The following is a 16,190-nucleotide window of genomic DNA, read 5'->3' as shown; positions in this document are numbered from 1 at the left end:
GTCGATTAGTATGCCTATTTAGTCCTTGCTGGTATTCTGATTTACAGTTGTGCTATAATGAACTGTATATTTTCTGTAGGATGCAGATAGAAGGAGATTGAAACAGTTTGAAAACATTTGCTGAATTCGGCCTGGAGCCTAAAGTGCTTCAAGCCATTACGGAGCTTGGGTTCGAGGAATCGACCCCGATCCAATCCAAAGCTATTCCATTTGCAATGACCGGATCCGACTTGATCGGTCAAGCACAAACAGGCACGGGTAAGACGGCTGCCTTCGGAATCCCGCTCGTGAACAAGATTCCGGTAACGGAAGATCGCATCGTGGCACTTATCATGACTCCGACCCGCGAGCTTGCCATTCAAGTCTCGGAAGAAATCGGAAAGCTTACACGTTACAAAGGACTGCGTTCCCTGCCTATTTACGGCGGTCAAGAGATCGGCAGACAAATTCGCGCGCTGAAGAAAAGACCGCAAATCATCATCGGTACGCCGGGACGTTTGCTGGATCACATCAATCGTAAGACGATTCGTCTGGACGACGTCCAAACGGTTATCTTGGATGAAGCGGACGAAATGCTCGATATGGGCTTCATGGAAGATATCACGTCCATTCTTTCGCTCGTACCCGATGAGCGCCAAACGATGCTGTTCTCGGCTACGATGCCGACGAACATTCGGAAGCTGGCAGATCAGTTCTTGAAAAATCCGGAGCATGTATCGGTTATCCCGACGCAAGTCAGCGCTCCTACGATCGATCAAGCGTACATCGAAGTGCATGAGCGTCAGAAGTTCGATGCGCTCAGCCGTTTGCTCGACATGGAATCCCCTGAACTTGCCATCATCTTCGGACGTACGAAACGCCGCGTCGACGAGTTGAGCGAAGCGCTGCAGAAGCGCGGATACTCTGCTGACGGCCTGCATGGCGACTTGTCCCAAAATCAACGTGATGCCGTTATGCGCAAATTCCGCGATGGCAGCATCGACGTTCTCGTGGCAACGGACGTTGCGGCGCGTGGACTTGACGTTTCCGGCGTAACGCACGTAATCAACTTCGACCTTCCGCAGGATCCGGAGAGCTATGTACACCGTATCGGCCGTACCGGCCGCGCGGGCAAAGAAGGCACGGCGTGGTCGTTCGTAACGCCGCGCGAGCTGGATCACATGCACTTCATCGAGAAAATCACGCGCCACAAAATCGCTAAGAAGCCGCTGCCTAGCATCGCTGAAGCGATCGAAGGCAAGCAGCGCGTAACGGCGGAACGAATTCTTGAAGGCATGGACGGAGAATCCGTCAATGAGTTCAAAGCGATCGCCATCCAGCTTCTCGAGCAATATGATTCCGTCAATCTGCTGGCTGCAGCGATCAAGCTGATCACCGGCGAGAAGAAAGACGTGAACATCGAGCTGACGCCGGAAGATCCGATTCGCGCGAAGAAACGCAGACCGGACGTACGCACGAGCGGACGCCGTTTCTCCGGCGGTCCATTCGGCGGCGGCAACCGTACAGGCAGCGGCCCTCGTGGTCGCGGTGAAGGCGGCAGCAGCTATAGCGGCGGCGGCAACCGCGGCGGCTACGGCGGCAATCGCAGTTCCAGCGGCGGCGGCTACAACCGTGACCGTGATGGCGCAAGCACCGGTGGCGGCGGCTACAGAGGCCGCAGCGAAGGCCGTTCTGACGCTCCGCGTCGTCCGCGTCCTTCCGCTGACGAATAAACCGTAACACCTGACCGGGGCTTCCGTTTAACCGAGCAATCGGATAAACGGAAGCCTTTTTTTAAAACCGGCCTGCGATCCATCCGTTAGTACAGCACGCCTTTGGTAACGATGACGAGCAGAATGAACAGAACGAGAATGATGGCGGCAGAGTTTCCGAAGCCATGACCTGCATTGCTCATTAGCGAAAACCTCCTTATGACCGATGAAGACGGTCTTGATACATTAGGGTATTCATATGGGTATTCGCCGTTTAGACTCTGGCCCAGGTTCCCGAAAATGGGCGTTGGCTTATCCGGCCGCCTATATTATAGTTAACATAGGACAAAATGAAATCGCTTGCTAGGGGGACTCGGCAATAATGGAAATGAGAGGCATGATGGGCGGGTTTTACAAAATCTCGGAATGGATTATGCGGTTATCCGTAACAAATATCCTTTGGATCGTTTGTTCCATTCCGTTTATTTTGGTTTTATTCCCGGTAATGTTCGCGGAAACGAATGATCAGGTACTAAGCAATCTGATTTTATCGGCGATTTTGGCTCCATTTACGCTGTTCCCCGCGACTGCCGCCATGTTCGGCGTTGCTCGCAAATGGGTGATGGGCGAAGTGGATGCGCCGCTCTTGAAAACCTTCTTCAAGAACTATAAGGAAAGCTATAAACAAGCGATGCTCGGCGGTATTCTCTATGCGATCCTTTTCGCGATCCTGATCGTTGACTTCCGCGTCTACTTGTCCAAGCTGGGCTCGTGGGGCATCATCTCGTATCTGTTCGTCGCGTTGATCGTGCTCGTGGGCGTCTCGCTGCTCAACTTCTTCTCGATGCTCGTGCATTACCATATGAAGACGCTGCAGCTCCTGAAGAACGCGCTTCTGATCACGATCGGCCGCCCGCTTCGTTCGCTGTCGACGGCTGTCATGTGCGGATTCGTCATCTATATTAGCTTCAGCTCGGCCAAGCTGATGTTCCTGGTGCCGTTCTTTACCGGCAGTATCGTCGCGGCAATCGCCTTCTGGAACTTCTACGGCATCTACACCAAGCTGCAGCTGCAGGCCGAGAAAGCAGCGGAGGCGGAAGCCGAGGAAGAGCGCAAGCGTCTTGAAGAAGATGCGGCTCTGATGCTGCCGAATACAGAAGACGGGCGCACAACCATTAAATAGGGCCGCGTGTCACGTTTACTTTTGCCGAGGTTCGGTCTATAATAGCAATACATCCTGCGGTGTGCGTTACGGCTTATCACTTGTTTTGAACCAATGGCTGTTTTTAGGGAGACTAACATTGAAACGCGGCTGACAGGCCCTCGAAAAGGGATCTCAAAAACGTTTCTGCGGCCACCCACCTGCGAGAGCGGGTTCAGAAACAAGCAAGTCGGACGGCATGGCGGGTAACTTATGAATGAAAAGGGGGCAACCCCTTTTTTTTATGCGCGGAACTATGCTATGATAACTCTTAGTGTACATAGAAGACGTTGGAGGGGGAGATTACCTTTGTTGAAGCGGAACCTTATCGGGCTCCTGCGCAGTCATGAATTGACTGGCGATAAAGCGAAAGATCCGTTACTGAAATCCCATTACTACAAACTATCCCGAGAAAAAGCGTGGGAAGAAGTCGTCTCCACACTCAAAAAAATGCAAGGCTACAAAATTCTTCACGAAGTTCAATCCGTAGGAGAAATCGTGCTCGAGAAACGCACCGTGACCGGACGAACGATGGATGTAACCGTTTCCGTCATCAACGTTAACCCCGTGACCTCGGCAGTCGATATTTATTCCGCCTCGCGTGGATCCTTCGGGGATCTCGGTTCGAACTATCGCCTTATACTTGATATCTACCGTACCCTCGATAAGAAGCTGGCTCAGTACAAAACGAGCGGCGTATAATAACGAGAAAAAAGCGAGGAAGGGAATCCCTGTCCTCGCTTTTATAATGACTAGCGAATCGGTTTTCGATTATAGAAGTGCTTTCACTGCATTCAGCGCGTTCTCGTAGTTCGGGTGTTCCGTCATTTCGCTGAGCACTTCAACGTATTGAATGGTGTCGTTGGCGTCGATCACGAAGATTGCGCGCATGTCGAGCTGGAATTCTTTGATCAGCACGCCGTAAGCTTCGCCGAAGTTGTTGTTCTTGTAATCGGAAAGCAGGACGACCCGGTCCACGCCTGCGGCGCCGCACCAGCGGGCTTGCGCGAACGGAAGATCCACGCTGACCGTCAAGATGACGACGTTGTCGCCGAACTTGCTCGCTTCTTCATTGAAACGGCGCGTTTGCGCATCGCAGACGCCGGTGTCGATGGAAGGGACTACGCTGACCAGCTTCACTTTGCCGGCATAGTCTTTCAGGGAGACCACGTCAACGAGCGATTTGTTCAGTTGGAAATCCGGGGCTTGGCTGCCGACCTGAAGTTCCGGTCCGATCAGCGTAAGCGGGTTGCCTTTAAATGTCGAAACGCCTGTACGTTCTTGTGCCATTATTAAATAGCCTCCTTGAATTGGAATTGGTTTCTACCAAATAATTATAAGCATAATGAATTACCGTTGTCCAATGAGGAGTGCGTAAAGGAGAATGCTATGATATTTTTACGCTATGAGAGCTTCGGAAGCTATCTTCGGATGTTTCCCGTAACGGCCGCGATCATCGCCATCAATATCCTCGTATATGCCGCCGATCACCTGTTTTTGGACGGACAGCTGATGGAGCATGGTTTTTTCTATAGTTCCCCGCATGATAATTATTTCTCGCTGGATGAGCCTTGGCGTTATGTGACGGCCGTCTTCCTTCATCTGGACCTGCAGCATATCTGCTACAACATGTTCAGCATGCTTGTGTTCGCTCCGCCGCTGGAAAGGCTGCTCGGACATGTCAAATACGCCGCGTTCTATCTCCTGAGCGGAATAGCCGGCAATCTGCTGAGCGTGATCGTGGACCATTCGACGGCAGGCGCGGGCGCATCCGGCGCGATTTATGGCGTCTTCGGCGCGTATCTGTTCCTGGCGCTGCTCAAACGTTCGCTGGATGTCAATTCGCGGAAGACCGTCTATTCCATCTTGGTATTTGGGATTATCTATACGCTCGTCGTCCCGAACATCGGCATATGGGCGCATTTTGGCGGCCTGCTCGCGGGCTTCGTGCTTATGTATCTCTATGATTGGTATTTGATCGCCAAACGAAACGGACGCTATTGAGAGCAAGACTAGAAGGGCGATTGGCCGCGAGGCGCCGATCTTGAAGAAAAGGGGACGTCATGGAGCTTCGACAATTATATTATTTCGTAAAAGTAGCAAAAAGAGAGCATGTCACTAAAGCAGCGGAAGAGCTGCACGTGGCGCAGTCGGCCGTGAGCCGGCAAATTCACCAGCTGGAGGAAGAGCTCGGGGCGAAGCTGTTCCTGCAGAAGGGCCGCAATCTTCAACTGACGCCGGTCGGGACGTTGTTCCTCAAGCGCGCGGAAGTGATCCTGGCTGATCTGGAGCGGGCAGTCTTGGAGATTCAGGAATTCCTGGATCCGGAGAAAGGGGAGGTTAGGCTCGGGTTCCCGCACAGCCTGGGCATATCGCTCATCCCGGAAGTCGTCTCGGCGTTCCGGAAACAGAATCCGAACGTGAATTTCCGCTTCAAGCAAGGCATGTATCCTTCCCTCATTCAGGATGTCATGAAGGGCGAGGTTGATCTTGCCTTCGTATCCCCCTGCCCGGAGATGCATGCTCATGTAACCGGCCAGACGGTGCTGACGGAAGAGTTGTTCGCCATCCTGCCGCCCGGCCATCCGCTGTCGAACGAAGCGTCGATCGATCTGATTCAGCTGAAGGACGAGAATTTCGTGCTCTTCAGCGATGGATATTCGCTCCGACCGATCGTGTGGGATGCCTGCAAGGAAGCCGGCTTTACGCCGATCATCGGATTCGAGGGGCAGGAGACCGATACGATACGCGGCCTCGTAGCCGCCGGCATGGGCGTCAGCCTGCTGCCGGAGATGGCTCTTCAGGGAGGCTCGGGCAAGCTGCAGCCGACCAAGGTTCGCGTCCGCGCGCCGCGCGTCACGCGTACGATCGGCCTCATCTATCGTTCCAACGAGAAGCTGCCGCTCGTTGCCAAAGTGTTCCAACGTTTCCTGCTCGACTTCTTCGCGAATGTCGAAGCAAGGGGCCGGCTGGACTGAGCGACCGAGCGAACAGCCTTCTGACGACTGTTTGCAGCGTAGAGCAGCAGCATGGCAACTTATGATTATGATGGGTATAACTTTGCCATAAACTAGTTCGATATGTGTCATGTGCCCGACGCCGTGCACGGTTCCGTCCCCGGTCCGCTGTACGGTTTTTTTGCGTCTTAATTCGCATCTTGCTTGCGTCCATTGCAAGCTGTCCCCTAAGGATTGAACCATTGTCCGCAGGGGGATACTGGTAAGCAAACCACATTCAAGACGGGACGGGACGAGCCATGAGCAAAGAACGGCGTAGAAGCAGGCAGCGGCGCATCTTTCAGGTGCTGCTCGCCATGAGCGCGGCAATGTTGGGGTTTCTCTTGCGGCTCGCCTGGCTGCAAATTTCGCCGGTTGAGCCGGCTCATGCGGGGGTGTCCCATTTGAAGTCGGAATCCGTGGCTCAGCGTGAGCGAGAGCTGGTGCTGGACAGCGGAAGAGGCGATTTCTTCGACAGGACTGGGCTTGCGCTGACCGGAGAGACTTACGAAGCGCTCGCGGCTTTTCCGCTGCAAGCGAAGTCGAGGGCGGCGGGCAACAAAGGCGATCTGGACTTGCTGGCAAAGGCGCTCGGCGTTAAGACGGAGCGGCTGCAGGGATGGCTGACCTCCCTGAAGGAGCCTGGTTTTTGGAGACGGGAAGGGGAATCGGCGCCGCTGAAGCTGTCGCAGAAGCAGGTCGCCATCATTCGAGGGCTGCGTTTGAACGGTGTTCGGATGCTGCCGTACCGTAACCGATATCCTTCCGGATTCTCGGTTAAGCATGCAATCGGGTTCGTTAGTCAGCATCCGGAGCTGCTCCGCCTCGAGTACGACAGGCGATTAAAGGAGCGCTCGATGAAGCTGTCGGATCAAACCGGCGGCGCAGGATTGGAACGGTCGCTTGACAGGCTGCTGCAGGGGTCGGGGCCGACCACGGTGTCCTATTTCACGGATGGGACGGATCGACCGATGCACGGCTTGGACTGGCGTCTGGAGAGTCCCTCCAATCCCTTCTTTCCCGTGCGCGTCCATACGACCTTGGACCTTAAGCTGCAGCATAAGCTGGAACATTATGTCGACGCGGAGGGGCTGCGTGAAGGAGCGGTCGTCGTCTTGGACGCGGAGAATGCGGACATCGTGGCGATGATATCGCGGCCGCAGCTCCCGCAAGACCGGCCCGGCAGCCGGCCGGAAGCGGGCGTGAACCATGCCATACGCGCCGCGACGCCAGGCTCGATCTTCAAGTTGGTAACGGAAGCGGCTGCATTGGAGTACCACGCCGTTCGCGATAACGAAACGTTTCAATGTAACGGCGATTACGGCCGTTACGGGCTGCATTGCTGGAAGAGAGGCGGCCATGGGCAGCTGACGCTCGAAGACGCGCTTGCCGGCTCCTGCAACGTCGTATTCGCCTCGCTGGCGGAGCGTTTGAGCGCGCGCGAGTTGTACGTCACGGCAGAGAAGCTCGGTATCGGGGAGCAGGTGGGTTGGACGAGCGAGGGAGCTTTTGCGCCGTTGAAGAAGCCGCTCAGGCTGCTCCCGGATGAAGAGGCAGGAAGACTGTTCACGGCGATTCGGGCTGTTCGTGACGGCGGCCAGCTGGCACAGACTGGCATCGGGCAGCGGGACGTCCGAATATCTCCGCTTCAGGCCGCCAATCTTGTCGTAACGCTGCTTCACGGCGGGGTCGTGCAGGAGCCGCGCCTCGTCAGCGAGATCCGATATGGAAACGGACAGCTGCTGGCTTCGCTGCCCCGGCAAGCCTTGCCATCCCGTTACGGGCAAGTGGGCAAGGAAACGACGCGAACGATTCTGCGCGGGATGGAGGCCGTTGTCGCTTACGGAACCGGGCAAGGCATCAGCGACGGAACATGGTCCATTGCCGGCAAGTCCGGAACGGCGCAAGTCTACAAGCAGGGCAGCGAGCGGCTGAACCAGTGGTTCGTCGGTTACGGGCCGCTGCGATCGCCGAAGTACGCCGTCGCGGTTCTGTCGGAAAACAGAGGACTCCATACGTCCAATCAGGCGACGCAGCTGTTCAGAGGGGTGATGGATCTGCTGGCGGAGACGGAATAGCGGAAGACAGCCCGTCAATGAGCGGAAGACAGCCCGAACATAAGCAGAAGACAAGCAAAGGAGATGGAAAAAGAAGAGCCGGACATCCATCAAACGATGGATTCCGACTCTTCCGTAGACGTGGCGGCCGTGTCGTATTCGCCCTTGGGGGCATGGATCCAACGGTGGAAGTACCGCTGATCGTATAAGGCCTTCAGCAGGATCATCAGGATCGGAGACAGGATCACGCCGGAGATGCCGAAGATTGATAAGGAAATGATCATGAACGCGAGCATGGTGAACGCCGACACGCCGAGCGTATCGCCGGTTATTTTGGGCTCCAGAATTTGCCGTGTCAATACGACGAGCAGCAGGAGCGCGCTCAGCCAGATCGCCAGCGACGTATTCCCGACGATAAACAGATAGATAATCCACGGAATGAATACGGTACTGACTCCGAGCAGCGGCAGCACGTCAAAGAATGCGGCCAGCAGCGAGATCGAGAACGCGTTCGGGACCTTGAGCAGCAGCAGCGCGACGAAAATAACGATGAACGTAATGCTGATCAGTTTGCCTTGGGCCTTCAAGTAGCCCGCAATTCCGGCAAACACGTTTTCCCGCAGGAAGCTGAACGCCCGCTTGAACGTGTTAGGCGTCTTCTCTCTGGCCAGCCGCTTCCATTCCGTAATTTCCAAGCTGAGAAAATAAGCGAGAATAATCCCGATGGAGAAGTTAATGATAAAGGTAGAAAACGACATTAAATAGCCGCCCAGCGAGCGCAGGAATCGGATAGCGAGATCGCTGCCCCAATCGGTTACATAACCGATGACTTCCTCGGCTTTGTCTACGTATTCGGGCGGAAGGCCGGAGATTCGCTCTTGGAGCTGGCTGGTGTTGGACTGAAATTGATCCACCAGGAGCCGCTGGTACGTCGGCAGCTTGTCCGCCAGTCCCGTGATCTGCGTCGTTACCACATATCCCGCGCCCACGAACGCCGCGACGATGACCAGCGTGAACAAGAGCACCGAGATGCCCGATGCGATCGACTTCTTCAACCCCAGCCGGGATAACCATCTTGCCGGAGGTTCGATAAACAGATAGATCAGGAACGATAAAAAGATCGGCGTCGCGATTCGGTACATGTAACTGAACACGTACATGATGAGCCACACCGTCAACACGATCAGCGCGATATCGAATGCGGTGCGCCAGTATTTGCGGTAGAAGGAAAGCATGTATAAACTCCTTTTCATTCTAGTATTCTTTTATAGAATATCATTATTTCCTAAAAACGCTATGTTTAGTGCTTTTTGTTGCCGGGCGCTTCATGTTTGCCTCAACTTCCGTAGCCGATTTCCGCGGGGCTATGGTACAATGGTTGGAGTCGACAAAACATGAGCACATGGCACTCCCTCTTCCATGGACGGACAAGGATTGAAACTAGGGGTGGTGGGAAACGAGACATGGAAAACTTCCTGCTATGGGGCTTTTATTTTTTGACGTTTTATGCGTTTTTACCCGGTCTGGTCAGCCGGACATTCGGATTTCGCGTATTTAAACGAGGAAGGGCAGAACGAGAAATCGCGCTTACGTTCGATGACGGCCCTGATCCGGTTTATACGCCGCTGCTGCTCGATTTATTGAAGCGTTATGACGCGAAAGCGACATTTTTCGTCGTTGGCAACCATGCGGAACGGCATCCGGAAATCTTGAAAAGGATGCATGACGAAGGACATATTATCGGCATTCATAATTACGTGCATAAGACGAATTGGCTCATGCGGCCGCGCACGGTCAAGAAACAGATCCAACGGACCTCGGAAATCATTCGCAACGCAACCGGTTCCGATTCCGTCTACTATCGTCCTCCGTGGGGGATCGTTAATCTGTTCGATTTCTCGAATTTGGGCTATATGCAAATTATTCTTTGGTCAGCCTTGTTCGGCGATTGGCGCAAACGTGTCGGCGCGGAAAGACTGAAGAAGCGGATCATGAAGAAGCTTCGGCCAGGCGAAATCCTGCTGCTGCATGATTGCGGCGATACGTTCGGCGCGGATAAGGAAGCGCCGGTCCATATGCTGGCCGCTTTGGAGCCCGTGCTGGCGGCTGGACAAGCGAAAGGCTACAAATTCGTGCATATCGCCGAGATGATCGCAATAACGGACGAGGCAAAGAAATCGAATGCCGGGTCGGATGCCAAAGCCGAATCAAGAAAAGGCGGTTCCAAACCGAAGCTGGGCTTGATGAAACGAATCGCCGTTAGCTGCTGGATGGGCTGGGAGCGGTTGTTTCATGTCGTGTTCCGGGTGAAGTCCGTAGCCGATGGGAGTATCTTCCACTATAGGGTCATCAAGTATCGCGGCGCGACGCTCGAGCTTTCCGACGGCAATCGGATTGCGGATAAGGATGACGTCGTCGAACTGCACTTCGATAATGGCATGCTGCTGCAGCTGATGACGAATTCGCGCTCCATGATGCAGCTAGCCGTCATGCTTATTCGGGAAGTGAAGAAGAGCATGCCGCAATTGGCCGAGCGGCTCGCCTTGGACGCGGACGCGCAGCTTGTCAAAGGTCTCTACGGCGTTAGCTTGATGAACAGAGGCGTCGAGAATTTCGGCTTCGACGTTCACAAGCTGCCGAAAGGCTTGTTCGACTTCTCGAGCCGGTTGTACTTGAAACTGCTGCTTCGCGTTCTGAATCCGTCGGGCAAGCAACGTTTAAGCGAGCAGGGCGCGCGCATGGAACCTAGAATCATGGCGATGTCGATGGATACCTTCTGGCAGCGTTTCAGCAGCGATGACGAGAGGACTGCGCCGAACCGCGCTGCCGCGAGAGACTTCGACGGCCGACTGCACGGAAACGGGACGAACGAGCTTCATTCCGCCGCGTACGACAACGCGAATGCCGCCAGGGAGTTTACTCCCTAGGCGGTTTTTTGCGTTCGCCGGAGAGGAAGCATGGCCAAGAAAGACAAAAGCCTTGCGAGATGACTGTGTTCAGTCATACGCAAGGCTTTTGTTAAGGTTTCAAGCACGTAGCGGTTCGTTAAATTTTCATGACGCCGCCTTGGCTGGCATTCGTGACCATCGCGGCGTAACGCGCGAGGTAACCGCGCTTGATTTTGAGTTCGAAGCCCGGCCATTCGGCTTTGCGGCGTTCGAGTTCTTCGTCACTCACTTCGAGCGTCATCGTGCGGTTGTTCATGTCGAGCTCGATCATGTCTCCGTCGTGGACGAACGCGATCGGGCCGCCTTCGGCCGCTTCCGGGGATACGTGGCCGATCGAGATGCCGCGGGATGCGCCGGAGAAACGGCCGTCGGTGATGAGGCCGACTTTGGTGCCGAGGCCCATGCCGACGATCTGCGACGTAGGGGCGAGCATTTCCGGCATGCCGGGACCGCCTTTAGGTCCTTCGTAGCGAATGACGACGACATGGCCTTCTTTGACTTTGCCGTTCGCGATGCCGGACAGCGCTTCTTCCTGGGAGTCGAAGCAGATGGCCGGTCCGCGATGGTAGCCGCCGACGGATTTGTCGACCGCGCCGACTTTGATGATCGAGCCGCGAGGCGCCAAGTTGCCGAACATGACGGACAGGCCGCCTTCCTTAGTGTGCGGATCGTCGATCGGACGGATGACGGAATGATCGAGGATTTCGCAGCCTGCCACGTTCTCGCGAAGCGTCTTGCCGGATACCGTCATTTCGTCGCCGAACAGCGCGCCGTCTTTCTTCAGCAATTCGTTGATGATCGCGCTAACGCCGCCGGCGTTGTGCAGATCCTCGATATGATGATCGGAAGCCGGTGCCAGCTTGGACAAATAAGGCACCTTCTTCGCGACTTCGTTGATGCGTTCGATCGGATACTCGATGTCCGCTTCGTGCGCGAGCGCGAGCGTGTGAAGAACCGTGTTCGTCGAGCCGCCCATCGCCATGTCGAGCGCGAACGCGTTGTCGATCGTGTTCTTGGTGACGATGTCGCGCGGCTTGAGGTCCTGCTTGATCAATTCCATCAGCTGGCGCGCCGATTTCTTGACGAATTCGATCCGTTCCGGAGCGACCGCAAGGATCGTGCCGTTGCCCGGAAGGGCAAGGCCGAGCACTTCGGACAAGCAGTTCATGGAGTTCGCCGTGAACATGCCGGAGCAGGAACCGCAAGTCGGGCAGCCGTATTGCTCGAGCTCTGTAAGGCTCTGTTCGTCGATCTTGCCGGACATGAAAGCGCCGACGCCTTCGAAGACGGAAGTAAGGGAGATGGCGCGGCCGTCGCTCGTACGGCCGGCTTTCATCGGGCCGCCGCTGACGACGATCGTCGGAATGTTGATGCGAAGGGCGGCCATGAGCATGCCCGGCGTGATCTTGTCGCAGTTAGGGATGCAGATCATGCCGTCGAACCAGTGCGCGTTGACGACGGTTTCGACGGAGTCGGCGATGATTTCGCGGCTCGCGAGGGAATAACGCATGCCGATGTGGCCCATGGCGATGCCGTCGTCGACGCCGATCGTGTTGAACTCGAACGGAACGCCGCCCGCTTCGCGAATCGCTTCCTTGACGATTTTACCGAATTCCTGCAAGTGGACGTGACCCGGAACGATATCGATGTACGAGTTGCAAACTGCGATGAACGGTTTGCCGAAATCTTCTTCTTTGACGCCTGCGGCACGCAGCAAGCTGCGGTGCGGCGCGCGGTCGAAACCTTTAGTAATCATGTCGGAACGCATCTTTTTTGAAGCCATTTCGGTACCTCCCTAGTGTATGTCCAATACAAAGTAGTCTATCACATCAATCTAGGAATGACCAGTCGCGGCGGGGCTTGGAAGGGTCTTGAAAGCCTGCTGCCGGCCGACTTGGCCCGGGGAAACAACTCACTCATTTCGACAGGATATGACATGAGATGGTGAGATATGTTTCATTTTGATGAAATATCTTTCATATTATGTTAGTAAACTTGACGTAAAAGATTTACTTGCCCGTTTTTGCCCGCTATAATAGGAAGTGTTCACGTGTATTATCTGTCATCATAATGCCGTTTTGCCCTGCGTGCGGGATAAAGCGGTCATGCATAAAAATTAAGGAAGAGGTGCTTCATGCAGCTGACAGAACGCGAGAAAGAGAAGCTGCTCGTCACGATCGCCGCCGATTTGGCGCGCAGACGCTTGCAGCGAGGCGTGAAACTGAATTATCCCGAGAGCGTCGCCCTGATTACGTCGGAAATTCTTGAAGGCGCGCGCGATGGACAGACCGTCGCGCAATTAATGGCCTTCGGCACGACGATATTGACAAGGGAGCAGCTGATGCCCGGCGTCGCCGACATGATTCACGAGGTTCAAGTCGAAGCGACCTTCCCGGACGGAACCAAGCTGGTTACCATTCATCATCCCATTCATTGACGTTAGAGAGGATGTTCCTCATGATACCTGGACAATACCGCATCGAGGCAGGCGAGATCGAGTTGAATGCGGGCCGGGCAACGACTCGCGTCATCGTCGCGAATACCGGCGATCGTCCCGTTCAAGTCGGATCGCATTTTCATTTTTTCGAAGTGAACCGGGCGCTTTCGTTTGCCCGCGAGGAAGCGTTCGGCATGAGACTCGACATACCCGCCGGCACCGCAGTCCGTTTCGAACCCGGGGAAGAGAAGCCCGTTCGATTGGTCGAGCTTGGCGGACGTCAACGATCCTACGGATTGAACGGATTGACGAATGGGCCGGCCGTTCACGGCAGCATGCCCGATGAAGTTCGATCCCGACTGTCGGCGTGGGAGGGAGAACGGCCATGAGCACGATGGACAGAAGCAGCTACGCGGCCATGTTCGGCCCAACGGCCGGCGATGCCGTAAGGCTTGCGGATACGGAACTATGGGCTCGGATCGAGCATGATCATACGGTGTACGGCGACGAGTGCAAGTTCGGCGGCGGCAAAGTCATCCGCGACGGCATGGGACAGTCGAGCGGCGCGCTGCGCAGCGAAGGCGTGCTGGATACGCTGATCACGAACGCCGTCATCATCGACCACTGGGGAATCGTCAAGGCGGATATCGGCATTCGGGACGGCGTCATCGTCGGCATCGGCAAAGCTGGCAATCCCGATATTATGGATGGCGTCATGCCCCATATGATCGTTGGCGCCAGCACGGAAGTCATCGCGGGCGAAGGCAAGATCGTAACCGCCGGCGGCATCGATTCGCATATCCATTATATCTGCCCGCAGCAGATCGAAACCGCGCTGTCTTCCGGCGTGACGACGATGATCGGCGGAGGGACGGGGCCGGCGACAGGCACGAACGCCACGACTTGCACGCCCGGGGCATGGCATATGCGGCGCATGCTGGAGGCGGCGGAAGCCTTTCCCATGAATATGGGCTTCACGGGCAAGGGCAATGCGTCATTCGCCGAGCCGCTGATCGAGCAGGTGGAAGCGGGGGCGATCGGCCTGAAGCTGCATGAAGACTGGGGGACGACGCCGGCTGCGATCGACACGTGCTTGACGGTGGCGGACCGGTACGACGTGCAGGTAGCCATTCATACGGATACGTTGAACGAAGCCGGGTTCCTCGAGGATACGCTCGCGGCATTCAAGGGACGCACGATTCATACGTATCATACGGAAGGCGCCGGAGGCGGACATGCTCCCGATATCATTCGCGCCGCGGGCGAGCCTAACGTGCTTCCGTCCTCGACGAATCCGACCCGCCCCTTTACGGTGAACACGATCGAAGAACACTTGGACATGCTGATGGTTTGCCATCACTTGGACAGCCGCATTCCGGAGGATGTCGCTTTCGCGGATTCGCGGATTAGGCCGGAGACGATCGCGGCGGAAGATATCCTGCACGACATGGGCGTGTTCAGCATGCTGAGCTCCGATTCCCAGGCCATGGGGCGCGTAGGCGAAGTCATCATCCGCACGTGGCAGACCGCCGACAAGATGAAGAAGCAGCGCGGACCGCTGGCGCCGGACACCTCCGAAGAGGCGGACAATTATCGCATCAAACGGTACATTGCAAAATACACCATCAACCCTGCGATCACGCATGGGATCTCGCATCTGGTCGGATCGATCGAGCCGGGCAAATTCGCGGATCTCGTAATCTGGAGTCCGATGTTCTTCGGCGTTAAGCCGGACCTGGTGCTCAAAGGCGGCATGATCGCGTATGCGCAGATGGGGGATCCCAATGCATCCATCCCGACGCCGCAGCCGGTCTTCGGCCGGATGATGTTCGGCGGTTTCGGCAAGGCGACTGCGAGCAGCTCCATCACCTTCGTCTCCCAGGCGGCCTATGACCGCGGGATCGCGCAGGAGCTGGGGCTGGCCAAACGCATCGAGCCCGTGCGCGGCTGCCGCAGCGTGACGAAGAAGGATATGATCCATAACGATGCCACGCCCGTCATCGAGGTGAACCCGGAGACGTACGAAGTGAAGGTCGACGGCGTTCCGGCCGTATGCGAGCCGGCGGAGGTGCTGCCGATGGCGCAGCGTTACTTCCTGTTTTGAGCGAAGTGGCGAAAGCCGGAACGCCTGAAACGCCACATTCGGCGGTGACAACGCCGGCGCCGGCCATCGTACCGTGGCTTGCCCTGCAGCAGCTGCTCGATTCGGCGCTGCCGGTTGGCGGCTTCTCGCATTCATTCGGACTGGAAACGCTGGTCCAGGAAGGGGCGCTGCGGACAAGCAGGCAGCTTGAGGAGTATGCGGCGGCGATGCTGATGCAAAGCTGGGCAACGGCGGATGCGATGGTCATCAAAGCCGTGTACAGAGACGTTCCGGACGAAAACTGGGACTCGCTGTGGAAGGTGGAGAGACTCGTTCATGTGCAGCGTACCGCCCAGGAAACGAGAATCGGCGTGGAAAAAGTCGGCCGCAGGCTGCTGAAGCTGCTCGACGCGGCGTATCCGCAGATCGATTGGAAGCCACTCACGGAAGCGCTGCGAAGCGGGAATTGTTTGGCGACGTATCCGCTTGTTTTCGGTTACGCCTGCCATCGGCTCGGGATTTCTCTCGAACAGGCGGCGCAGGGCTATCTGTACGGCTGCGTCGTGAACGGCGTCAACAGCGCGCTGCGCTTGATGTCCATCGGGCAGACGGAAGGACAGGCGCTCATCGCCCGGCTGATTCCGAGAACAGCCGATGCTTGGCGCATCTCGGAGGCGCTGGTGCCTGAAGAGGCGTATACGAATATGCCGCTTGGCGAGATCGCGATGATTCGCCATGAGCAGTTGTATTCTCGATTATTCATGTCATAGTCCCTAG

Annotated in this window: 15 protein-coding genes and 1 other RNA gene; 12 read left to right on the top strand and 4 right to left on the bottom strand. The window is 56.0% G+C overall.

From position 1 onward, the window contains the following. The first annotated feature begins 107 nt into the window (after positions 1-107). A complete protein-coding gene (cshA, locus tag GT003_RS11450; RefSeq protein WP_161697644.1) occupies positions 108-1,712 on the top strand; it encodes a degradosome RNA helicase CshA in 1,605 nt (534 codons plus the stop codon). Positions 1,713-1,798: 86 nt separating this feature from the next. Here the strand turns inward: cshA and GT003_RS11445 are convergent, their stop codons facing one another. After that, positions 1,799-1,894: a YjcZ family sporulation protein gene (locus tag GT003_RS11445; RefSeq protein WP_161697642.1), complete on the bottom strand. Its 96-nt coding sequence runs from the start codon at positions 1,892-1,894 to the stop codon at positions 1,799-1,801. A gap of 179 nt (positions 1,895-2,073) precedes the next feature. On the opposite strand from GT003_RS11445, the gene GT003_RS11440 reads away from it, so the two are divergent. The 3 genes from GT003_RS11440 (at position 2,074) to GT003_RS11430 (ending at position 3,594) form a co-directional block, all read left to right on the top strand. Further along, on the top strand, positions 2,074-2,874 hold the full coding sequence (locus GT003_RS11440) for a YesL family protein (protein ID WP_161697640.1): 801 nt from the start codon (positions 2,074-2,076) through the stop codon (positions 2,872-2,874). Between the two features lie 48 nt (positions 2,875-2,922). Further along, a non-coding RNA gene (gene ssrS / locus GT003_RS11435) (6S RNA) lies at positions 2,923-3,105 on the top strand. 96 nt (positions 3,106-3,201) lie between these two features. After that, on the top strand, positions 3,202-3,594 hold the full coding sequence (locus GT003_RS11430) for a DUF1499 domain-containing protein (protein ID WP_161697638.1): 393 nt from the start codon (positions 3,202-3,204) through the stop codon (positions 3,592-3,594). A 69-nt stretch (positions 3,595-3,663) separates the two neighbouring features. Here the strand turns inward: GT003_RS11430 and tpx are convergent, their stop codons facing one another. Beyond that, entirely contained in the window at positions 3,664-4,182 is a 519-nt protein-coding gene (gene tpx, locus GT003_RS11425; protein WP_161697636.1) for a thiol peroxidase, read from the bottom strand. A 99-nt stretch (positions 4,183-4,281) separates the two neighbouring features. Between tpx and GT003_RS11420 the strand changes: the two genes are divergently transcribed. From GT003_RS11420 to GT003_RS11410, 3 genes are all read left to right on the top strand, one after another. Continuing rightward, positions 4,282-4,896 (top strand): rhomboid family intramembrane serine protease, encoded by a 615-nt coding sequence (locus GT003_RS11420; RefSeq protein WP_161697634.1) that lies wholly within the window; start codon positions 4,282-4,284, stop codon positions 4,894-4,896. 59 nt (positions 4,897-4,955) lie between these two features. Then, entirely contained in the window at positions 4,956-5,870 is a 915-nt protein-coding gene (gene gltC / locus GT003_RS11415; protein ID WP_161697632.1) for a glutamate biosynthesis transcriptional regulator GltC, read from the top strand. Positions 5,871-6,148: 278 nt separating this feature from the next. Next, positions 6,149-7,966 (top strand): peptidoglycan D,D-transpeptidase FtsI family protein, encoded by a 1,818-nt coding sequence (locus GT003_RS11410; RefSeq protein ID WP_239565806.1) that lies wholly within the window; start codon positions 6,149-6,151, stop codon positions 7,964-7,966. 89 nt (positions 7,967-8,055) lie between these two features. On the opposite strand, the gene GT003_RS11405 is transcribed toward GT003_RS11410, so the two are convergent. Continuing rightward, on the bottom strand, positions 8,056-9,180 hold the full coding sequence (locus tag GT003_RS11405; RefSeq protein ID WP_161697630.1) for an AI-2E family transporter: 1,125 nt from the start codon (positions 9,178-9,180) through the stop codon (positions 8,056-8,058). Positions 9,181-9,408: 228 nt separating this feature from the next. Here GT003_RS11405 and GT003_RS11400 point away from each other — a divergent pair, with 228 nt between their 5' ends. After that, positions 9,409-10,872: a polysaccharide deacetylase family protein gene (locus tag GT003_RS11400; RefSeq protein WP_161697628.1), complete on the top strand. Its 1,464-nt coding sequence runs from the start codon at positions 9,409-9,411 to the stop codon at positions 10,870-10,872. 118 nt (positions 10,873-10,990) lie between these two features. Here the strand turns inward: GT003_RS11400 and ilvD are convergent, their stop codons facing one another. Beyond that, a complete protein-coding gene (gene ilvD / locus GT003_RS11395) occupies positions 10,991-12,676 on the bottom strand; it encodes a dihydroxy-acid dehydratase (protein WP_161697627.1) in 1,686 nt (561 codons plus the stop codon). 351 nt (positions 12,677-13,027) lie between these two features. Here ilvD and GT003_RS11390 point away from each other — a divergent pair, with 351 nt between their 5' ends. Genes GT003_RS11390 through GT003_RS11375 form a run of 4 tightly spaced genes read left to right on the top strand, consistent with a single transcriptional unit; the run spans position 13,028 to position 16,183 of the window. Next, positions 13,028-13,330, top strand: coding sequence for an urease subunit gamma (locus tag GT003_RS11390; RefSeq protein ID WP_161697624.1), 303 nt, complete (start codon positions 13,028-13,030; stop codon positions 13,328-13,330). Between the two features lie 20 nt (positions 13,331-13,350). Continuing rightward, positions 13,351-13,719: an urease subunit beta gene (locus GT003_RS11385; protein WP_161697622.1), complete on the top strand. Its 369-nt coding sequence runs from the start codon at positions 13,351-13,353 to the stop codon at positions 13,717-13,719. After that, positions 13,716-15,434 carry an urease subunit alpha gene (gene ureC / locus GT003_RS11380; protein WP_161697620.1) on the top strand — a complete coding sequence of 573 codons (1,719 nt, stop codon included), beginning with the start codon at positions 13,716-13,718 and terminating at the stop codon, positions 15,432-15,434. Before GT003_RS11385 ends, ureC begins: the two co-directional genes overlap by 4 nt. 5 nt (positions 15,435-15,439) lie before the next feature. Then, the gene (locus GT003_RS11375; RefSeq protein ID WP_338045927.1) at positions 15,440-16,183 is read left to right on the top strand and encodes an urease accessory protein UreF; all 744 of its coding nucleotides are present in this window, start codon (positions 15,440-15,442) and stop codon (positions 16,181-16,183) included. Positions 16,184-16,190 lie beyond the last annotated feature (7 nt).

Origin of the sequence: Paenibacillus sacheonensis (assembly GCF_009909195.1) — a bacterium.
Lineage (GTDB): Bacteria > Bacillota > Bacilli > Paenibacillales > Paenibacillaceae > Paenibacillus_Z > Paenibacillus_Z sacheonensis.
This window is presented reverse-complemented; position numbering and strand designations above follow the sequence as displayed.

Bases quoted from the DNA above. Each gene is read 5' to 3' on its own strand.
- GT003_RS11440 (WP_161697640.1), top strand. From the start codon at position 2,074: ATGGAAATGAGAGGCATGATGGGCGGGTTTTACAAAATCTCGGAATGG.
- GT003_RS11445 (WP_161697642.1), bottom strand. From the start codon at position 1,894: ATGAGCAATGCAGGTCATGGCTTCGGAAACTCTGCCGCCATCATTCTC.
- GT003_RS11385 (WP_161697622.1), top strand. From the start codon at position 13,351: ATGATACCTGGACAATACCGCATCGAGGCAGGCGAGATCGAGTTGAAT.
- GT003_RS11390 (WP_161697624.1), top strand. From the start codon at position 13,028: ATGCAGCTGACAGAACGCGAGAAAGAGAAGCTGCTCGTCACGATCGCC.
- GT003_RS11410 (WP_239565806.1), top strand. From the start codon at position 6,149: ATGAGCAAAGAACGGCGTAGAAGCAGGCAGCGGCGCATCTTTCAGGTG.
- GT003_RS11400 (WP_161697628.1), top strand. From the start codon at position 9,409: ATGGAAAACTTCCTGCTATGGGGCTTTTATTTTTTGACGTTTTATGCG.
- gltC (WP_161697632.1), top strand. From the start codon at position 4,956: ATGGAGCTTCGACAATTATATTATTTCGTAAAAGTAGCAAAAAGAGAG.
- tpx (WP_161697636.1), bottom strand. From the start codon at position 4,182: ATGGCACAAGAACGTACAGGCGTTTCGACATTTAAAGGCAACCCGCTT.
- GT003_RS11405 (WP_161697630.1), bottom strand. From the start codon at position 9,180: ATGCTTTCCTTCTACCGCAAATACTGGCGCACCGCATTCGATATCGCG.
- ilvD (WP_161697627.1), bottom strand. From the start codon at position 12,676: ATGGCTTCAAAAAAGATGCGTTCCGACATGATTACTAAAGGTTTCGAC.
- ureC (WP_161697620.1), top strand. From the start codon at position 13,716: ATGAGCACGATGGACAGAAGCAGCTACGCGGCCATGTTCGGCCCAACG.
- GT003_RS11420 (WP_161697634.1), top strand. From the start codon at position 4,282: ATGATATTTTTACGCTATGAGAGCTTCGGAAGCTATCTTCGGATGTTT.